The 19,337-nt window shown below is 36.8% G+C and carries 15 protein-coding genes and 1 tRNA gene; 3 read left to right on the top strand and 13 right to left on the bottom strand.

Going from position 1 to position 19,337, the window contains the following annotated elements:
- Positions 1-100 precede the first annotated feature (100 nt).
- The 3 genes from ACRRVD_RS03755 to ACRRVD_RS03745 all read right to left on the bottom strand — a co-directional run bounded on the left by ACRRVD_RS03755 (position 101) and on the right by ACRRVD_RS03745 (position 2,508).
- Complete coding sequence (locus ACRRVD_RS03755; RefSeq protein WP_432461792.1) at positions 101-280, bottom strand: hypothetical protein; 180 nt, start codon at positions 278-280, stop codon at positions 101-103.
- Positions 281-707: 427 nt separating this feature from the next.
- Positions 708-1,782, bottom strand: a protein-coding gene (prfB, locus tag ACRRVD_RS03750; protein WP_432461791.1) for a peptide chain release factor 2 whose coding sequence is annotated in 2 segments (ribosomal slippage) — positions 708-1,724 and positions 1,726-1,782 — 1,074 coding nt in all. Because the reading frame shifts where the segments join, the coding sequence is not laid out codon by codon here.
- A gap of 18 nt (positions 1,783-1,800) precedes the next feature.
- Positions 1,801-2,508, bottom strand: coding sequence for a hypothetical protein (locus ACRRVD_RS03745; RefSeq protein WP_432461790.1), 708 nt, complete (start codon positions 2,506-2,508; stop codon positions 1,801-1,803).
- A 478-nt stretch (positions 2,509-2,986) separates the two neighbouring features.
- Here ACRRVD_RS03745 and ACRRVD_RS03740 point away from each other — a divergent pair, with 478 nt between their 5' ends.
- The 3 genes from ACRRVD_RS03740 to ACRRVD_RS03730 all read left to right on the top strand — a co-directional run bounded on the left by ACRRVD_RS03740 (position 2,987) and on the right by ACRRVD_RS03730 (position 5,936).
- Positions 2,987-3,925 carry a ribonuclease Z gene (locus ACRRVD_RS03740; protein ID WP_432461789.1) on the top strand — a complete coding sequence of 313 codons (939 nt, stop codon included), beginning with the start codon at positions 2,987-2,989 and terminating at the stop codon, positions 3,923-3,925.
- A 248-nt stretch (positions 3,926-4,173) separates the two neighbouring features.
- Positions 4,174-5,256, top strand: a complete 1,083-nt coding sequence (locus tag ACRRVD_RS03735) for an Mrp/NBP35 family ATP-binding protein (RefSeq protein WP_432461788.1) — start codon at positions 4,174-4,176, stop codon at positions 5,254-5,256.
- A 167-nt stretch (positions 5,257-5,423) separates the two neighbouring features.
- Entirely contained in the window at positions 5,424-5,936 is a 513-nt protein-coding gene (locus tag ACRRVD_RS03730; protein WP_432461787.1) for an HIT family protein, read from the top strand.
- Positions 5,937-6,403: 467 nt separating this feature from the next.
- Here the strand turns inward: ACRRVD_RS03730 and rpoC are convergent, their stop codons facing one another.
- The 10 genes from rpoC to tuf all read right to left on the bottom strand — a co-directional run bounded on the left by rpoC (position 6,404) and on the right by tuf (position 19,245).
- Entirely contained in the window at positions 6,404-10,699 is a 4,296-nt protein-coding gene (gene rpoC / locus ACRRVD_RS03725) for a DNA-directed RNA polymerase subunit beta' (protein WP_432461786.1), read from the bottom strand.
- 53 nt (positions 10,700-10,752) lie between these two features.
- Positions 10,753-14,592 carry a DNA-directed RNA polymerase subunit beta gene (rpoB, locus tag ACRRVD_RS03720; RefSeq protein ID WP_432461785.1) on the bottom strand — a complete coding sequence of 1,280 codons (3,840 nt, stop codon included), beginning with the start codon at positions 14,590-14,592 and terminating at the stop codon, positions 10,753-10,755.
- Between the two features lie 209 nt (positions 14,593-14,801).
- A complete protein-coding gene (rplL, locus tag ACRRVD_RS03715) occupies positions 14,802-15,179 on the bottom strand; it encodes a 50S ribosomal protein L7/L12 (RefSeq protein ID WP_432461784.1) in 378 nt (125 codons plus the stop codon).
- A gap of 52 nt (positions 15,180-15,231) precedes the next feature.
- Positions 15,232-15,771, bottom strand: a complete 540-nt coding sequence (gene rplJ, locus ACRRVD_RS03710; RefSeq protein ID WP_432461783.1) for a 50S ribosomal protein L10 — start codon at positions 15,769-15,771, stop codon at positions 15,232-15,234.
- A gap of 4 nt (positions 15,772-15,775) precedes the next feature.
- Complete coding sequence (rplA, locus tag ACRRVD_RS03705) at positions 15,776-16,468, bottom strand: 50S ribosomal protein L1 (protein ID WP_432461801.1); 693 nt, start codon at positions 16,466-16,468, stop codon at positions 15,776-15,778.
- An 11-nt stretch (positions 16,469-16,479) separates the two neighbouring features.
- Positions 16,480-16,923, bottom strand: a complete 444-nt coding sequence (gene rplK, locus ACRRVD_RS03700; protein WP_432461782.1) for a 50S ribosomal protein L11 — start codon at positions 16,921-16,923, stop codon at positions 16,480-16,482.
- Between the two features lie 45 nt (positions 16,924-16,968).
- Entirely contained in the window at positions 16,969-17,523 is a 555-nt protein-coding gene (nusG, locus tag ACRRVD_RS03695; RefSeq protein WP_432461781.1) for a transcription termination/antitermination protein NusG, read from the bottom strand.
- Between the two features lie 16 nt (positions 17,524-17,539).
- Positions 17,540-17,731, bottom strand: coding sequence for a preprotein translocase subunit SecE (gene secE, locus ACRRVD_RS03690; protein ID WP_432461780.1), 192 nt, complete (start codon positions 17,729-17,731; stop codon positions 17,540-17,542).
- Positions 17,732-17,739: 8 nt separating this feature from the next.
- Positions 17,740-17,812 (bottom strand) — tRNA-Trp (locus ACRRVD_RS03685).
- A gap of 242 nt (positions 17,813-18,054) precedes the next feature.
- Positions 18,055-19,245 (bottom strand): elongation factor Tu, encoded by a 1,191-nt coding sequence (gene tuf, locus ACRRVD_RS03680; RefSeq protein ID WP_432461779.1) that lies wholly within the window; start codon positions 19,243-19,245, stop codon positions 18,055-18,057.
- Positions 19,246-19,337: the final 92 nt, after the last annotated feature.

Below are 19,337 nucleotides of genomic sequence, written 5' to 3'. Positions count from 1 at the left end.
CGTGGTTATCCTTTTACTATTTTTAATACCCATTTTTACACCAGGTGTCCTTAGAAGACATTCAACCATACCATTATAACCGGTTAACATAGCTATATAGCTAACAATAGGGTAAGCCTATTCCATTATGACTGTTGATATATGCGCTTTCATCTGTAGCCTGTTCCACTTTATTCAATCTATCATACGCGCCTGGCTTTATCTCCAAAGATAAAGCCTTAAAAAATATTCTGATTGACTCCATCTTATTCTCTATTTGTTGACCAGGAATTAACCTCATTATGAATTTGAATACAGCGATTGGTTATTAAAAAAGTTTTACAAAGCTCCTTTGCGTTTTAAATCTTTATCTCTATCTTTTCACCAAATCCGCCAAGGAACTTATAGTTAATCTATTAAAATTAATCGAAATATATTACCATGTAGAAGACTACTATATGAAAAAATTTATACGTATAATTAAAAAACGGCTTAAAATCAATTTTATAAGAATATTAAATCAATATAATATTGATTATGAGCATGAAAATAATTTTTATTGTTTTTAATTTTTATTTAGAAAAGTTTTTATTACTAAGGTCAATTCTGGATTAGAGTTACTGTAGATCAATTATATATATTAGTTATAAAGGCTCTTTCGTTTGCCCCTTAAGTACAAAAAAATTAGACATTTTTTTCAAAAAACTTTTTAGGACGCAAAGAATAATTTAAGGTTGTAATAAATAGGCTTTTATAAAGCCATCAATAGCACCATCTAGCACATTTTCTACATCTTTCCGTTCATATCCTGTTCGGTTGTCTTTAATAACCTTATAAGGATGTAGTACATAGCTCCTAATTTGAGCGCCAAATTCAATCTTTTTTTTGCTGCGTTGTATTTGTTGTTGTTTGTCTCTTCTTTTTTCTAGTTCTTGTTGATAGAGCTTAGATTTAAGTAATTGCAAAGCTTTATCTCTATTTTGTAGCTGAGAGCGCTCTTGTTGGCATTCTACTACTGTTCCAGTTGGTATATGCTTTACACGAACTGCTGTTTCTACTTTATTGACATTTTGCCCACCGGCTCCACCAGATCGAAAGGTATCCCAACTTAGATCGGCAGGATTTATTTCAATTTTTATGGAATCATCGATAACAGGGGCTGCATATACGGAAGCAAAAGAGGTATGTCTTTTACCGGCTGCATCAAAGGGAGAGAGACGTACCAGTCGATGAATACCTACTTCTGCCTTGATGTATCCATAAGCATAGGAACCGATTACTTCCAACGTAACGGCCTTTATACCAGCACTATCCCCTGGCTGGTAATGAATTACTTTAACGGTATAACCCTGTTTGGCTGCCCACATGGTATACATACGTACCAACATATGGGCCCAATCTTGGCTTTCTGTTCCACCTGCACCTGGCTTTATATCTATGATGGCATTTAAATGATCCTCTTCTCCAGCCAGCATTTTTTTTAATTCAACAGCTTCTAATAAAGTAACAAGTCCAGATGCTACAAGCGAGAGCTCTTCTTGAGCCATTGTATCCTCTTCAAATAAAGATTCTAATAAAAGCAGCTCATCCCATTGGTTCTGCAAGGTATTGAATTGATCAATGGTTTCTTTTAAACTTTTTATTTTTTGGATAATTTGTTGCGCTTCGGCTGGGTTTGACCAAAATAAAGGAGAAGCAACCACTTCTTCTAAGCAGTGTAATTGCCTGTTTTTATCAGCATAGTCAAAGAAAGTCCCTTAAGGCCTCTATTCTTTCTGCCAGGTGGGCGTACTTGGTTTTCATAAAATTTATTTTAGTAAACTACTTTTTTGTAAAATGAAGCCGATTGCCTATTGCATGTTCTACTTGATCCGGAGCGAAGACATGATGGGTAACGCGTATGGTTTTTTTATCTTTAGTAAGTTCACTTAGTGGATTACTATAATCCTCAATTGTATTACAGAAAGTATAGATAGTTGTATAGGTGGATTCTTTAAAAAAGAAGGCTAAATCCAAACTTTTAACTAAGGAATTATCATATTGCTGGTAAAAAAGTAGCTTCTTTGCAATACCATTTAGATCCTCTCGGATAAAAAGCAAATCATCAAGAATAAAATAGGTAATCTTAGGAGGATCCAAGCCTTTATTAAGTTTTCCTATCGCTTTATTAAGTGCTTGAAGTGTATTAAATTTAAACACTAACTTAAATTTGAGCATCTTTTCATTATAGGCCACATCCACGTGGCTAATACCTGCTATTTTTTCAAATTTTGCACTAGCATTACTAAATGCGTTATAACCAACAGCTTTGGTTACATCTTCATAATTTTTACTTAAGTATTTAATGACTGAAATTAAATGACTGGTCTTCGTTAAATCTACTTCAATGCTAAATTTACCAGATCCATCTTCATTAAAATGTGCTCTTTCTATAAAATCTACTCCTAAAGCAAAGCTATTAGAGACAGATTGAAAAAAAAAGAGCAATACAAAAACTACAAAGCTTGCTTTTTGCGGCTGAATCGGCATAAAGAATAAAAAATAAAAATAAAAGTAAAAAAATAGCTAAAATTTATATCGAAAACTTCATGTACATCCACAGTTGTATATAAATATATTATTGCTATTAAACAATAGCTACTATTTTATTTACAACCTACAAACCACGAAAAGTACACGCATAATACTGGATCAGTTGAAATGACTCAAATGTATGAAATTTTCATAAAATTTATTTTGATCTATTACAAGGTAAGCCATCATCTAGCCTCTCTTGAGCTTAACATATAACAACGGATCTAATCTATGAATTTATTGTATGCATTAGAATAAATCTTTTGCTGTATTAATAATATTATTTATACCTAAAAATACATTTATCTTTGTTGTTCAAACAAGTGACTAATTGAGCTAAATTAATTAAGTATACTTCATAGATCACGATGAAAATGCAAATTGTAAATTATTTATGCAACAAAGCTATCTAGAATTGACGCTAGCACTTTGAATGCAAAAAACCAAGCATATGATTATTAGAGATTTAATTATATTAGGATGTAGCGCACAGGATTCAACTCGATTTCGGAATAATGGGGCTTATCTTCTTCGATGGAATGGAGAAGGGCTTTTATTTGATCCTGGAGAGGGGACGCAAAGGCAATTTATTTTTGCAGAAATAGCTCCTTCTACTGTTACAAGAATTTTTATTAGCCATTTTCATGGAGATCATTGTCTAGGACTTGGTGCCATATTGATGCGTCTCAATTTAGATGGGGTCAAGCGTCCTATTTATTGTTATTATCCAGCAAGTGGCAAGTTGTATTTTGACCGCCTTCGCTATGGAACGGCCAATAAAAATGACATTCCAATCATTGAGTATCCGGTTTCTAAAGAAGGAGTGGTGCACAAAGATGATAAATTTACAATTGAAGCTAAATTTCTTGATCATAGAGTTGATAATATAGGATGGCGCATCACGGAAGCTGATTCTATAAAATTTGATAAAGAAAAACTCCAAGCCAAAAATATTTCAGGGCTGCAAGTTCGAGATCTCCAAAAAAGAGGTGTTTTAAGCTTAAATGGGAGCACTGTTTTGCTCTCCGATGTAAGCGAAATGCGCAAAGGGGATATTTTTGCTTATGTCATCGACACTAAATATTGTCAAAATGCTATTGATTTAGCAAAAGGAGCCAAGCTTTTATTATGTGAGAGCACGTATTTAGAACAACATAAAAGTCTTGCGTTTTATTATGCCCACATGACAGCAAAACAAGCTGCTACTATTGCTAAACAAGCAAGGGTTCAAAAATTAATTTTAACGCATTTTTCTGCGCGTTATTTCGACCTAAGTCTCTTTCTTGAAGAAGCCAAGCTGATTTTTCCCAATGTAGAAACAGCAGACGATTTAAAGCGGTTTGACTTTCCTAAAGGCGACTTTGAAAATTAAATCTTTGATTGTGTTGCATACCTCTTCTCATGTATACAAATAATAAAATTTGCTCTCTTAAAGAAAAAAACTTCTAAAATAGGGTAACATTTTGGAGCAATAGCAACGTAGTCTGCAGAACAGGTATCTACCTTTAACCATTTTGGTAGCAAAATGGCTAAATAATATGTAAAATATAAGACAAAAAGAAAAGCGATATACAATCAAATATAGACGCGGCAGAACCAAATGAACCAAAACATATAATCATGAACACCTTAAAAAAAAAGGTTTTAGAAGCTTTACGTAAAGTAGATGACCCCGATTTAAAGCAAGACCTAGTTTCATTGGGCATGATTGATCACCTTGATATAAATGGTTCTACCATTTCTTTTACCATTATACTGACCACCCCAGCCTGTCCATTACAAGAAATGATCAAACAGGCATGTATTCATTCTATTCGTGAAACGGTAACCGATGATTTTGAGATTAGCATTCAACTCACCTCAAAAGTGACTTCAGGGCGCTCTAACTCCTCTATATTACCTGGTGTCAAAAATATTATTGCCGTTGCTTCTGGTAAGGGGGGGGTTGGCAAATCTACAATTGCTACCCATTTGGCACTGGCGTTATCCAACCATGGTGCAGCTGTAGGACTGTTAGATGCAGATATATTTGGACCATCTATTCCGACGATGTGGGGTTGCCAAACCGCTAAACCAACTGTAGGAAAAGAGTCCGGAAAAAACTTTATTATACCTATAAATCGCCATAAGGTGAAATTGCTTTCTATTGGGTTTTTATCCAATATGGAAGAGGCCATTGTATGGCGTGGCCCTATGGCCAGTGCTGCTTTTAAGCAATTATTACAAGATGCAAATTGGGGTGTATTAGACTATTTATTAATTGACCTACCCCCTGGTACCAGCGATATTCACCTTACTTTGGTACAAAGTGTTTCTATTACAGGGGCAGTAGTGGTTACTACACCACAAAAAATTGCATTAATAGATGCCATAAAGGCCATTGCTATGTTTAAAAAAGAACAGATTAAGGTACCTATACTGGGATTGATAGAAAATATGTCGTACTTCTCAACAGAAAAAACAGATGCGATCCATCTCTATCATATTTTTGGAAAAGATGGAGGCACACTACTGGCAAAACAGGCATCCATACCTTTTTTAGGCCAAATTCCATTGCTTCCTATGATTTGCCAACAGGGAGATGTAGGCGTCCTATCTGGGCAAACTATCGAGCCTTTTAACAAAATTGCGGAAAGACTAGCACAACAAGTAGCCATCCAAAATGCCACCTATGTTTGTTCAACCAATGGTGGTGTTAACTGAACGCTATTCATTTTGTGCTTCCTCTATAATTTTATCCAATAGAATCTTTACAGGAAACTATAATAGGCTTGGTGCATTTCAATTTGTTGCTTAAATTTAGAATCACATTGGTCTAAATGTTTAACAGCCGTTTAGCCCCTTTGTATTGTATTGGAATATGTTAAAAAATGATTATAAGCCAAGGTAAGCCAACTAAGATCCATATGCAAGCACCTACTGATCTATCTCCAAAAGGATGTGTTTTTTGTCAAATCATAGCTGGGCAAGCACCTTGTCATAAGGTGTGGGAAGAGGTAGATTATATGGCCTTTCTATCTATATTTCCTAATACAGACGGGTTTACAGTGGTAATACCTAAGCGCCACCTGAGTAGCGATATTTTTGATCATGGTCCAGAAGAGATCAATGGGTTAATGGCAGCAGCTAAACAAGTATCCAACCTATTGGTTCATAAGTTTCCAACCGTTGCTAGAACAGCTCTTATATTTGAAGGATATGGTGTAAACCACTTACATGCCAAATTAATCCCTTTGCATGGCACCAAAGATGCTACGTGGAAGAAGCTTTCCTCCACGATCAAAACCAAATTTGATCAATACCCTGGTTATATTTCTTCTCATGATGCAACGCGGGAATTAGATGAAAAATTAGCAGAAATAGCTAATTTTTTAAAAAATTAGTATCTGTTAGAAGCAACAGTGACAAATTATGAAAAAAATTACACAAGAAATCCAAATCAATATATTGGCATCTAAAGCACCTACCGATCATCTAAAGGATGCAGATAATACATAGCTAAAAACATTTAAGGTATGATGAAGCAAAAGTAGCTGACTAATAATCTAGTTAGACTTGTTTAGCTGGGTGTATAGCTAGGCCTATGGATATTTTTTATCTAAAATTATAAATTGTTTTGTATTTTTTATGTATTTGTTTAGCTATTTGGAACCATTACCTTTCAAGAAAAAATAACCCTTGTAAAAAGTTATAATCAGAAAAAAGCTACTACTTGCAAATAGAGAGCCAAATCATCTGTATAGAATAGCTAACACTAACTTTGCTTTAACTGTAAGCAGGACTGTTTTTTATGATTTTTTTACAAAGGATTTGATAAAGCTATATAGATGGCTTATAGATTGCTTTAGATCTAACTTGTGATTATACTAGATTTAGCAGAGACCAAAGCATCATACTCTCTTTTAGAACTTACAACCAATCGTTCATAAGCACGCATACCTGTTCCAGCAGGAATCAAATGACCTACAATAATATTCTCTTTCAATCCTTTTAATTTATCATACTTGGCACTAATACCTGCATCGCTCAATACTTTAGCTGTTTCTTGGAAAGAAGCTGCAGATAAGAAACTTTCGGTAGCCAAGGAAATTTGTGTAATACCCTGGAGCTTTGGCTGGGCAACCGCCAATTCTACTGGTCTAGTTTCAACAGGAACCAGCCCTTGTTGAGTAAGTTTGTCATTCTCTTGTAACAACCTACTAGCGGAAACAAATTGTCCCTGCTTAAATAATGTAGAATCGCCAAGTGTGAGCACAATAACTTTATCACGGATTCTATCATTCTCTTTAAAGAATTTAACTTTATCAATAATTTGCCCATGCAAAAGTGTAGTATCTCCTGGATCCAATACCTCTACCTTACGCATCATCTGCTTAATGATGATTTCAATATGCTTATTGTTAATTTTTTCACCTTGTAAACGGTATACGCTTTGTAACTCATTCATGATATATTCTTGGGTAATCAATGGACCTTTTGTAACCAAAAGGTCAGCAGCGGCTACGGCACCATCTGTGATTACCTCTCCTACTTTAACGTAATCGTTATCTTGGACCAAGATGTGCTTAGACAATGGTATCATATACTTAACCTGTATACCTTCTTTAGATTCAATAAAAACTTCTCTATTGCCTCTTTTAATGCCTCCATAGGTTACGACACCACTTAATTCACTGATAAAAGCAGTATTGGCAGGTTTTCTGGCTTCAAAAAGCTCTACCACACGAGGCAACCCACCTGTAATGTCTCTAGATTGATTAATAATACGAGGGACTCTAGCCAATACTGCTCCTTTGCCTATCTTATCACCTGCTTCTACTACCAAATGTGCTTTAACAGGAAGGGTATAGGAGGCAATGGTTACACCAGCATCATCAGATAAGATGATACTTGGATGTTTGGTCTTATCCCTGGACTCAATCATTACCTTTGCTTTACGACCGGTTTGCTCATCAAATTCTTCTTGGTAGGTAACGCCTTCTTTAAGACCTAGGAAACTGACTACCCCATCCTGAGTAGCCAATAATACAACATTGTACGGATCCCAATGGTAGAGTTCTTGATCGTGACTTACCATTTGATCGCTTGCTACCTTAAGATGGGCACCATATGGCAAATGGGTACTAGTTAATACTTTTCTTGTATCTGCATCTAAAATTTGTAACTCAGCAGAACGACTCATAACAACTTCTATTGTCTGTCCGTTTGCATCTACATAACTTGTAACGATCAAGTCTTCAAAATTTACTACACCTGCATATTTTGCTTTAACCTTAGCATCAACGGTAACATTAGAGGCAGTACCTCCAACATGGAAGGTTCTCATGGTAAGCTGTGTACCAGGTTGCCCAATAGATTGCGCAGCAATGACCCCCACTGCCTCTCCAACAGATACCATATTACCTGTGGCTAAGTTTCGGCCATAACATTTTACACAAACACCTTGAGACAAATCACAGGTTAAAACAGAGCGTACAAATACTTCTTCTAGACCCGTCTGCTCTATGCGGGCAGCAACCTGCTCATCAATTCCATTGCTACGTGCAATTAATAGGACACCTGTTTGTGGATCCAACACGTCTTCTACCACCACACGCCCTAGAATACGTTCTGCAAGCGATTCAACTACTTTATTTTCAACTTTTATAGCAGTTACAGTAATACCCTTAAGGGAGCCACAATCTTCTTCAATAACTGTTAAATCTTGCGCTACATCTACCAACCTTCTAGTGAGATATCCAGCATCTGCTGTTTTTAAAGCTGTATCAGCCAACCCTTTTCTAGCACCATGGGTAGCAATAAAATACTCAATCACGTTCAACCCTTCTTGGAAATTAGAAATAATAGGATGTTCAATAATTTCTCCTACTGATCCTTGTGTACTTTTTTGAGGTCTACCAATTAATCCTTTCATACCACCCAACTGACGCACCTGTTCACGCGATCCCCTTGCACCAGAAATCATCATCATGTAAACAGAGTTAAAGGTCTCCTGGTCGCGCTCCAACTGTTCCATGAGTTGATTGGTAATACGGGTATTGGTTCTGGTCCAAACGTCAATAACCTGATTGTATCTTTCATTATCGGTTATCAAGCCCAACATATAATTACCCCAAATCGACTCCACCTCTGCAGTAGCTTGGTCAATTAATTCATGTTTGTTAGCTGGTATCTTTACATCATCTAACCCAATCGTCATGCCTGCCTGAAATGCGCTATTAAAGCCTAAAGCTTTAATGTTATCTAAAAATTCAACAGTAACGACCGTACCAAACTTACGGTACATATCTGTTACAATACGCTGCATGTTTCTTACATTCAACGTTTCATTAATAAATGCCATCCCATCTGGACAATACTCATTGAATACTACCCTACCAACCGTAGTCTCTATCAGTGTATAAACTTGTGATCCATCTGACTGGATTACAGGCAAACGAAGCTTGATATAAGCATGCTTAGACACTTTTTCATGGGCCAATCCAATCAATACTTCCTCAGGTGCATAAAAAGACATACCCTCTCCTAATACGACATTTTCTGGAGTACTACGCCTTCCTTTCGTTAGATAATGCAATCCCAAAATCATATCACGGGATGGAATAGTAATAGGAATACCGTTTGAGGGATTCAATACATTATACGATGCCAACATAAGCAATGAAGCTTCTGCAATGGCTTCTTGACCAAGGGGAACATGAACGGCCATTTGATCTCCATCAAAGTCGGCATTGAAGGCGGTACATACCAAAGGATGTAATTGAATGGCTTTACCTTCAATCAATTTAGGTTGAAAGGCTTGTATACCCAATCGATGTAAGGTTGGTGCTCGGTTGAGTAATACAGGATGACCTTTCAATACATTCTCTAGTACATCCCAGATAACAGCGGCTTTTTCTTCTATTAATCTTTTAGCTACTTTTACGGTTTCTGCTACACCACGTTCTATGAGCCTACGTATAATAAAAGGCATAAATAGTTCAACTGCCATTTCTTTAGGTAAACCGCACTCATGCAACTGCAACTCAGGCCCTACCACAATAACAGATCTGCCGGAATAATCTACACGCTTGCCAAGCAAATTCTGCCTAAAACGGCCCTGCTTCCCTTTCAACATATCTGAAAGAGATTTTAATGGTCGAATCCCCTCTGAAGCAACAGAATTTACTTTACGAGAATTATCAAATAAAGAATCTACAGCCTCTTGCAACATACGCATTTCATTGCGTATGATGATTTGTGGTGCCTTAATATCTAATAATCTCTTAAGCCTGTTGTTTCTAATAATAACTCTTCTATAAAGGTCATTTAAATCAGAGGTAGCAAATTTACCACCGCCCAGTGAGAAAAGAGGACGTAATTCAGGCGGAATAACAGGCAATATACGCATCACCATCCATTCTGGCCGGTTTTCTACTTTTTTATGGACATCTCTAAACCCTTCTACAATTTTTAGTCTTTTGACAATCTCCAAACGGCGTTGTTGAGAAGCATCAGTAAGTAACTGCTCGCGTAAGTCAACTGAAAGTTTTTCTAAATCAATATTTTTTAGGATAGATTCAATAGCTTCTGAACCAATAAGGGCAATAAATTTATTAGGATCTGAATGGCTCAATAATGGGTTATCTGGAGGCAATTCATCTAAAATAGCCAAATACTCATCTTCAGATAGCAGATCCATAGCCGCTATACCATCTTCTTTCTTGATACCAGGTTGAATGACTACGTAACGCTCATAGTATACAATCTGTTCAACTTTTTTAGTAGGTATACCGAGCAAGTAACTAATTTTACTAGGCAACACCCTAAAGTACCAAATATGGGTTACCGGCACAACTAACTCGATGTGGCCAACGCGTTCTCTACGTTGTTTTTTTTCTGTAATCTCAACACCACATCTATCACATACAATACCTTTATAACGAATGCCTTTGTACTTACCACAATGACATTCCCAATCTTTTACAGGACCAAATATGCGCTCACAAAATAATCCTTTGGTTTCAGGCTTATGGGTTCTATAATTAATCGTTTCTGGCAAGGTGACTTCTCCTGAAGAACGAGATAAAATAACTTCTGGAGAAGAAAGACTGGCAATGATACCAGAAAATTGAATGGATTGCGGCCTATTTCTTTTAAACTTCATACGATTAAACTTGGTAAGCGATGTGAGATATGGAATGTCAAACTGGCTATTTACTATACAAGCGTAATTTCAAGACCTAGCCCCCTTAATTCATGCATCAACACATTAAATGATTCTGACAAATTGGGCTTTGGAATATTATTCCCTTTAACGATTGCTTCATAGGCTTTAGATCTACCCACTACATCATCTGATTTTGTGTTGAGCATTTCTTGTAATGTATAAGCAGCTCCATAGGCTTCTAATGCCCATACTTCCATTTCACCAAATCGTTGCCCTCCAAATTGAGCTTTACCACCTAATGGTTGCTGCGTAATCAAAGAATAAGGACCTGTGGAACGGGCGTGCATTTTATCATCTACCAAATGGGCAAGCTTGAGCAGATAGACTACCCCAACTGTAACACTTTGATTAAATGGCATACCTGTTCCTCCATCATAAACCGTTGTTTTACCAAAAGCAGGTAAGCCGGCTTGATCCAACTCATTGGAAATCTGCTCTAAGGTCATACCTTCAAAAATAGGGTTGATATACCGTTTACCTAATTGCTCACCAGCCCATCCTAACACAGTTTCATACAACTGACCTAAGTTCATACGAGAAGGCAATCCGAGTGGACTTAATACAACGTCTACTGGTGTACCATCTGCTAAGAATGGCATATCTTCTTGAGGTACAATCTTACAAACAATACCTTTGTTACCATGCCTTCCAGACATTTTATCACCCACCTTGAGCTTCCTTTTTTCTGCAATATAGACTTTAGCTACTTTTACAACTCCTTTGGGTAACCCATCTCCTGCTTCTAGTGTAAATCTTTCACGCTTAAAACGTACAATAGAAGCCGTACATTTTTTAATATAGTTGCCTAAAATACGCTGGACTAGATGATTTTTACCTGAATCAGGAGTCCAATTACTGAGTACAAGGTCTCCAACTAGATTGGCTTCTGCTGGAATATTATAAAGCGACTCATCACGGTAAATATTTTTAGGAGGGAAGAGTTTTTCAGCGATTAGTGAAGTAGTAAGTTTCGTACCTTCTGCAATAATTTCATCACCGAATTGGTGATAAATACCATTGGTAACCATTCCTTCTAAAACCACTGATAACTTTTGAATAGCTATATCACGCAATTTTAATAAATTTCTAGCATGTGTCTTTTTTAATAGCTCCAGTTCTTTTTTAACTTTCTGTTTACTTTCCTTATTTCTTTCAGGACTAGAAAATATTTTAGTATCGATTACAATACCTTCCATACCAGATGGGACTTTTAAAGAGGTATTCTTTACATCGCCTGCTTTATCACCAAAAATAGCTTTCAAAAGTCTTGCTTCTGGCGTAACATCTATCTCTCCCTTTGGGGTAATTTTACCAATCAAGATATCACCTTCTTTAACTTCTGTACCTACTTTAACAATGCCATCAATACTTAATTTGGCAATGACTTCTTCACTAACATTTGGAATTTCATTGGTCAACTCTTCTGCACCAAATTTTGTATCTTTTACTTCCAGAATAAATTCCTTAATATGAATAGAAGTAAAAACGCCATCCCGCACAATACGTTCAGAAATTACAATCCCATCTTCAAAGGTATATCCCTTCCAAGATAAGAAAGCTACTTTCAAATTTTTACCCAGGGCCAACTCTGCATTTTTAGTAGCATATCCCTCACAAAGCACTTGGCCTTTTTCTACACGACTGCCTTTAGAAACAATTGGCGATAGGTTAATACAGGTACTGCGGTTGGTACCTCTAAATTTATCCATAGAATAGGTTACAGAGGCTTCATCAAAGGCAACAAGTGCTTCTTCTTCAGAACGATCATATTGAACCACAATTTTTTTACCATCTACATAAGTAACCAAACCACTACCTTCTGCAGTAGGTAACCCCCTAAACTCTTTAGCGACTCTTTTTTCTACACCTGTACAAACAATAGGCACATCTGGCCTTACCAAAGGAACGGCCTGACGCTGCATGTTAGATCCCATCAAGGCACGACTGGCATCATTGTGCTCCAAAAACGGAATCAAAGAAGCAGCAACCGATGCAATCTGACTGCTCGAAACATCCATATAATTAACTTGTTCTGGTTTTACCAGAGGATACTCATCTCCATTTCGGACTTTGACTCGGTTATCTAAGATGACACCATTTGCATCTAACTGTACATTAGCTGGAGCAAAATTAGCATGTTCTTCTTCTGCAGCACTAAGATAACAAATGGTACCACTAAGGTCAACTTTACCATGTTCTACCCGCCTATAAGGCGTTTCGATAAAGCCCATATTATTGACACGTGCATACATGCAAAGTGAAGAAATCAAACCAATATTCATACCTTCCGGTGTCTCAATCGTACACAACCTACCATAATGAGAATAGTGAACATCACGAACCTCAAAACCAGCACGATCTCTAGAAAGTCCGCCAGGTCCTAATGCGGATACGCGACGCTTATGGGTAATTTCTGCCAATGGGTTGACTTGGTCAATCAACTGAGAAAGTGGATTAATACCAAAAAAAGAATTAATAACTGAAGAAAGGGTACGTGCATTAATCAAATCTGCAGGCTTAAATAGCTCGTTGTCTCTAATGTTAATGCGTTCACGAATCGTTCTGGCCAAACGAGAAAGCCCTACACCAAATTGAGTAAAAAGTTGCTCCCCAACAGAACGTACCCGGCGATTGCTTAAATGATCAATATCATCTACTTCTGCTTTACCATTGACTACCTTAATAAGATAATGAATGATTTGTATGATATCTTCTTGGGTCAAAACAGAAGCCTCTACTGAAATATCCAGATTTAATTTTTTATTGATTCGATAACGACCTACTTCACCCAACGTATAGCGCTTACTACTAAAAAAAAGGCTTTCTACCGTTTCACGAGCCGTTTGCTCATCAGGTGCTTCTGCATTACGGAGCTGGCGGTAAATTTGCTCTATTGCTTCCTTAGTGTCATTGGTACTATCTTTCCCAAAAGTATTATATATAAGCTGGTAGTCTGCAGGAGCTGCTTCTGAATGATGGAAAATAACAGACGGAACACCAGAAGATAAGATGACTTCTATAGCTGCTTCATCTAATACTGTATTGCGCTCTACAAGAACTTCATGTCTGGTAGAAACATATTCTTCGCCAGTTTCTTCATCTACAAAATGCTCTACTGTAATTTTTAAAACCCGAGCGGCTAATTTGCGGCCTATACATTTTTCCAATACTACAGCACTTGCCTCTACCTCATCGGCAAGACCAAATATACCTAAAATATCTTTGTCACTACTATATCCAATGGCACGCAACATAGTAGTAATTGGTATTTTCTTTTTCCTATCTAAATAGACATACATGACTGAATTAATATCAACGGAAAATTCAATCCAAACACCTTTGGCAGGGACTACCTTAGCAGCGTAAATATTCGAACCACTAATGTGCTTATTTTGAAAAAAGAAAATACCAGAAGACTTATGCACTTGAGAAACCACCACACGCTCTACGCCACTTAAAATAAAAGAACCTTGATCGGTCATATAAGGTATATTCCCTAAAAAAACCTCTTGTTCAACGCCTTCATATTTTCCAGTATGTTCGTCATTTTGTAACAAGCGTAATTTTGCTTTCAAAGGTACATCATAGGTCAAGCCTCGTTCAATACACTCCCGAGGCGTATATTGAGGAAGCTCTAAATTATAGTCAATAAATTCTAAAATATAGTTTCGCTTAGAATCTTCAATAGGAAAATGCTCCATAAAAACCTTATAAAGCCCTTCATTTATTCTATTTTCTGGACTAATACCAAGTTGAAAAAAGTCTTTAAAAGATTGCAACTGGATTTCAAGCAAATCAGTGTAGTTTGCGGGAGCATCAACAGAAGGCATATGGCAATTTTGTTTACTAGATTGTGTTTTCTTTACGAAGATGCTACATGTTTATAACTTATAGAAAGCAAAACTAGAATGCGGTTTTAGCTACATTAACATGAAGCAAAGCAAGCGCTAAAGGGAGTACATTACAAATAAATATGCACTCAGACCTAAATAGGTAACCTTTAACGCAGCAAAAATTATATTATATATACGCCCATTGACTATTTCAACTCAACCTCTGCACCAGCCTCTTCTAATTTTCTTTTAATAGTCTCTGCTTCTTCCTTAGGAAGACCTTGTTTCATCGTATCTGGTACACCATCTACAAACTCCTTGGCTTCTTTTAATGTTAAACCTGTTATTTCTTTTACCAGTTTTACAACTGCTAACTTAGCCGCACCGCCTGATTTTAAAATAACATCAAATGTAGTTTTTTCTGGCACGTTTTCAACAGAAATTGGAGGTGCAGCAGCCATCATCATAGGCGCTGCGGCAACTGGTTCAATGCCGTGCTCATTCTTCATAATATCAGCCAGATCAGATGCCTGCTTAACCGTTAAGTTAACAAGCGTTTTTGCTAAATCTTTTAAGTCGATCATAATTTGTAAAGGTTTGTAAAATATAGATAAATATAAAAAAGAGACTTTTTTATTAAGTTGATGCTTTCAAAAAAGTTTCTATCACTCCCATCAAACGTTTCTCACCAGATTGCATTGCAGCCAGCACATTTAAAATAGGAGCTTTCAAAAGCGTGATAATATCGGCCAAAATCTCTTCTTTTGATTTTAAGGTTGTTAACCTATGCAAGTGCTCTGCCCCAATAAATAAATCACCATAAATGGAAGCAGCTTTCAAAATAGGCAAGTTTAACTTTTCCGCTTCCAAAAAAGACTTTAAAATTTTTGCAGGAGCACGGCCACTATCATGGCTAAATAAAATACCTGAAAATCCTTTTAATACGCTTGAAAAAACAGGCGAATGGGCGGTACATTTTTCGGATCGTTCTAGGGCCTTTTGTATCAGGGTATTTTTAGCTACCTGATAGACTATATTTTGTTCTGCACAACTTTTTCTAAATTTATTTACCTGTTCTACAGTAAGCCCCATAGCGTCTACTACATAAAAACAGTCGAAAGTAGAAAACTTTTCTATTAGACTTTCTATAACCTGTAATTTTTCTTCTCGTTTCATTTTTTTAAAGCCCAACGGCAATACTCCTATCTACAAAAACGCCTCTACTCATCGTGCTAGAAAGACTAATACTATTTACGTAAAGCCCTTTTGAGGAGACAGGCTTTAATTTAACAATCACTTTTAACAGCTCCATCACATTTTCTACTATTTTTTCCTGGGGAAAAGATACACGACCTACACTACTATGTACAATGCCATATTTATCTACCTTAAAACTTAACTTTCCACCCTTTACTTCTTTAACCATTTTAGCCACATCCATGGTTACAGTACCTACCTTAGGATTAGGCATAAGGCCACGAGGCCCTAATATTTTACCCAATCTACCCAGTTTAACCATAACGGTTGGCATCGTTATAATCACATCTATATCTGTCCACCCAGCTGCTATCTTTTCAATAAAGTCGTCTAACCCTACATAATCTGCCCCAGCCTCTTTAGCTTCTCGTTCTTTGTCAGCTGTACAGAGAACTAAGATCTTACAAGATTTACCTGTTCCATGTGGTAAAGAAACTGTTCCCCTTACCATTTGATCAGACCTTTTAGGGTCTACACCCAAACGAACTGCAACATCCATGGAAGCATCAAACTTTGTAGAAGTACTTTTTTGCACGAGCTGAACAGCCTCAGTTAAAGTATAGGCTTCTTTAGCATGATCTGTTGCACTATGCTTATTCTTTTTTTGAATCGCCATTTTCATCTCTTTTATTTAACCCAAGGGGCAATACCTTCTATCGTAACACCCATACTTCTTGCTGTTCCAGCTACCATACGCATCGCGGCATGTATATCTAAGGTGTTTAAATCTCGAAGCTTTTCTACTGCAATTTCTTGAATCTGCTCCCAGCTAATACTGGCCACTTTACGCCTATTGGACTCAGGAGAGCCTTTTGTAATTTCTGCAAGCTTCATAATGGCAACAACAGTAGGAGATGTTTTAATGATGAAGTCAAAAGATTTGTCTTGATAAACTGTAATGATTACAGGTACAATTTCTCCTTGCTGATCTTTTGTTCTGGCATTAAACTGCTTACAGAATTCCATAATATTGATACCCTTACTACCTAATGCGGGACCTACTGGTGGAGAGGGATTAGCTGAGCCACCCTTAATCCTTAACTTTACATAACCCAAAACTGGCTTAGACATATTATATAAATTTTACAAATGCTTTACAGGCATATTTACAAAGCATTAGAAAAGCTTTTTAACCTGCGTATAATTTAGCTCTACAGGTGTACTCCGCTCATCAAAAATTTTAACCACTACATTAAGTGTTTTCTTTTCTTCAAAAATTTCTTGAACTTTTCCAGAAAAACCTGCAAAAGGTCCATCTATAATCTCAACCACTTCTCCTAGGGAGAAAATAGTATTTAACTTTAAATCATTAGATTCAAGGCTATTGGTTTTACCTATAATTCTATTTACTTCTGTTTGACTCAATGGAACAGGAGCGCCACGCCACCCTTTCACACCTAAGAACCCCAAGGCACCTGTTATATCTTTTAATAACTGTACCAATAAGCCGTTTGCAAGATCTGCCTGCAAAAATATATAGCCAGGAAATAAGTTCCTATTTTTTACATACTTTTTGCCAGAACGGACTTCATATACTTTTTCGTAAGGTATCAACACCTCGCCAACAATATGCTGTAAAGTGTTTTTTACAAGCTCTACTTCTAGATTGGCTTTTATTTTTTCTTCTTGCTTAGTGACTACTTTAAGCACATACCACTGTAATGCATTCATTCAATTTGTCCATTTTTTAAAAAGGATTATAAAACCAAATAAAAACTTTTTTCAAAGACCAATCCATAAGCCCAATAAGAAGCGCAAATATAAATGAGACTACTAGCACAAGCAGGGAACTACTTTGTAACCCATGATAGGGAGGCCAAGTAATCTTGTACCTTACTTCTTGTATTAGATTCCGTATAAATAGCTTTGCTTTTGACATATTTTATGCACGGGTGGAGAGACTCGAACTCCCAGCCTATGGTTTTGGAGACCATCGCTCTACCAGTTGAGCTACACCCGTATTTATCTATTTACAGTTAACAATTAGGTAAAAATTATGCTGCTTAGAATAAGATCTGTTTGATAAGCGAAATGATCGGACGTAAACTTGTGTTTTACAAACAATTACAGAATAGAGACTTATGGACTGTACATGTACATTTTTTATCTTAACTAAGATAAAAACATAGTCTAGTAGCTACTTTATTATATTTAAGTAGCCTTTTAACTATACTATGCAAGCCACTTCTATAAAACTTTTAATTAACAATCAAGAATTTCAGTAACCCTGCCAGCGCCAACTGTTTTTCCTCCTTCACGAATGGCAAAACGCAATCCTACTTCCATAGCAATACTATGGATAAGGGTAATTTCTAAATTGACGTTATCACCTGGCATAACCATTTCTACACCTTCCGGTAGTTTTACTTCACCTGTAACATCTGTTGTTCTAAAGTAGCACTGTGGCCTGTACTTGTTAAAGAATGAAGTATGGCGCCCTCCTTCTTGTTTGGTTAAAACATAGACCTCAGCTTTAAACTTACTATGCGGCTTGACACTTCCGGGTTTACAGACCACCATACCACGTTGAATAGAAGCCTTATCAATACCACGCAGCAAGAGGCCTACATTGTCACCTGCTTCGCCCCTATCTAAGTTTTTTCGGAACATTTCAACACCTGTAACCGTAGAAGTCAATTTTTCAGCTCCCATACCAATAATATCAACTGTACTACCGGTGGTAATCACACCTTTTTCAATTCTACCAGTTACAACTGTTCCGCGACCTGTAATCGTACATACCCCTTCTACAGGCATTAAAAAATCTTTATCTACCAATCGTACAGGAAGTGGAATATAACTATCTACTGCAGCCATAAGCTCTTCAACTTTTGCTTCCCACTTTGGCTCGCCATTCAAGGCACCTAAAGCAGAACCACGAATAATAGGCGCATTGTCTCCATCAAAATTATAGGCATTTAAAAGCTCCCTAATTTCAAGTTCTACTAACTCGATCATTTCAGGATCATCTACTAGATCTACCTTATTTAAAAAAACTACGATACCAGGTACACCAATTTGGTTAGCCAAGAGAATATGTTCCCTAGTTTGAGGCATCGCCCCATCTGTAGCAGCTACCAAAAGAATCGCACCATCCATCTGGGCTGCACCCGTAATCATGTTTTTAACATAATCTCGGTGACCTGGACAATCTATGTGTCCATAATGCCTGTTTTGGGTTTCGTATTCCACGTGCGCAGTATTAATGGTAATGCCCCGTTCTTTTTCTTCTGGGGCAGCATCAATAGCTGAAAACTCTTTTTTTTCTGCTAATCCTGCTTTAGCCAAAACAGTAGTAATAGCAGCGGTTAGTGTCGTTTTGCCATGGTCAACGTGGCCAATTGTACCAATATTGACATGTGGCTTTGATCGATTAAATGTTTCTTTTGCCATAGCTTATAATTCTTTAAGACTTTCAATAAAATAAATAACTTATCCAATATAAATTTTTGGATCTACGCTAAAATCAACTTCCTCAGATCTAT

Source organism: Candidatus Cardinium hertigii (assembly GCF_050864915.1).
Lineage (GTDB): Bacteria > Bacteroidota > Bacteroidia > Cytophagales > Amoebophilaceae > Cardinium > Cardinium hertigii_D.
Note: the sequence above shows the minus strand (reverse complement) of the source record. Positions and strands in the feature narration are given on the sequence as shown.

Coding starts and splice junctions, on each gene's coding strand:
- secE (WP_432461780.1), bottom strand. CDS start 17,731: ATGTCAAAAGCAAAGCTATTTATACGGAATCTAATACAAGAAGTAAGG.
- ACRRVD_RS03755 (WP_432461792.1), bottom strand. CDS start 280: ATGAGGTTAATTCCTGGTCAACAAATAGAGAATAAGATGGAGTCAATC.
- rplK (WP_432461782.1), bottom strand. CDS start 16,923: ATGTCTAAGCCAGTTTTGGGTTATGTAAAGTTAAGGATTAAGGGTGGC.
- ACRRVD_RS03740 (WP_432461789.1), top strand. CDS start 2,987: ATGCAAAAAACCAAGCATATGATTATTAGAGATTTAATTATATTAGGA.
- rplJ (WP_432461783.1), bottom strand. CDS start 15,771: ATGAAACGAGAAGAAAAATTACAGGTTATAGAAAGTCTAATAGAAAAG.
- ACRRVD_RS03735 (WP_432461788.1), top strand. CDS start 4,174: ATGAACACCTTAAAAAAAAAGGTTTTAGAAGCTTTACGTAAAGTAGAT.
- nusG (WP_432461781.1), bottom strand. CDS start 17,523: ATGAATGCATTACAGTGGTATGTGCTTAAAGTAGTCACTAAGCAAGAA.
- rpoC (WP_432461786.1), bottom strand. CDS start 10,699: ATGAAGTTTAAAAGAAATAGGCCGCAATCCATTCAATTTTCTGGTATC.
- rplL (WP_432461784.1), bottom strand. CDS start 15,179: ATGATCGACTTAAAAGATTTAGCAAAAACGCTTGTTAACTTAACGGTT.
- ACRRVD_RS03730 (WP_432461787.1), top strand. CDS start 5,424: ATGATTATAAGCCAAGGTAAGCCAACTAAGATCCATATGCAAGCACCT.
- tuf (WP_432461779.1), bottom strand. CDS start 19,245: ATGGCAAAAGAAACATTTAATCGATCAAAGCCACATGTCAATATTGGT.
- ACRRVD_RS03745 (WP_432461790.1), bottom strand. CDS start 2,508: ATGCCGATTCAGCCGCAAAAAGCAAGCTTTGTAGTTTTTGTATTGCTC.
- rplA (WP_432461801.1), bottom strand. CDS start 16,468: ATGGCGATTCAAAAAAAGAATAAGCATAGTGCAACAGATCATGCTAAA.
- rpoB (WP_432461785.1), bottom strand. CDS start 14,592: ATGCCTTCTGTTGATGCTCCCGCAAACTACACTGATTTGCTTGAAATC.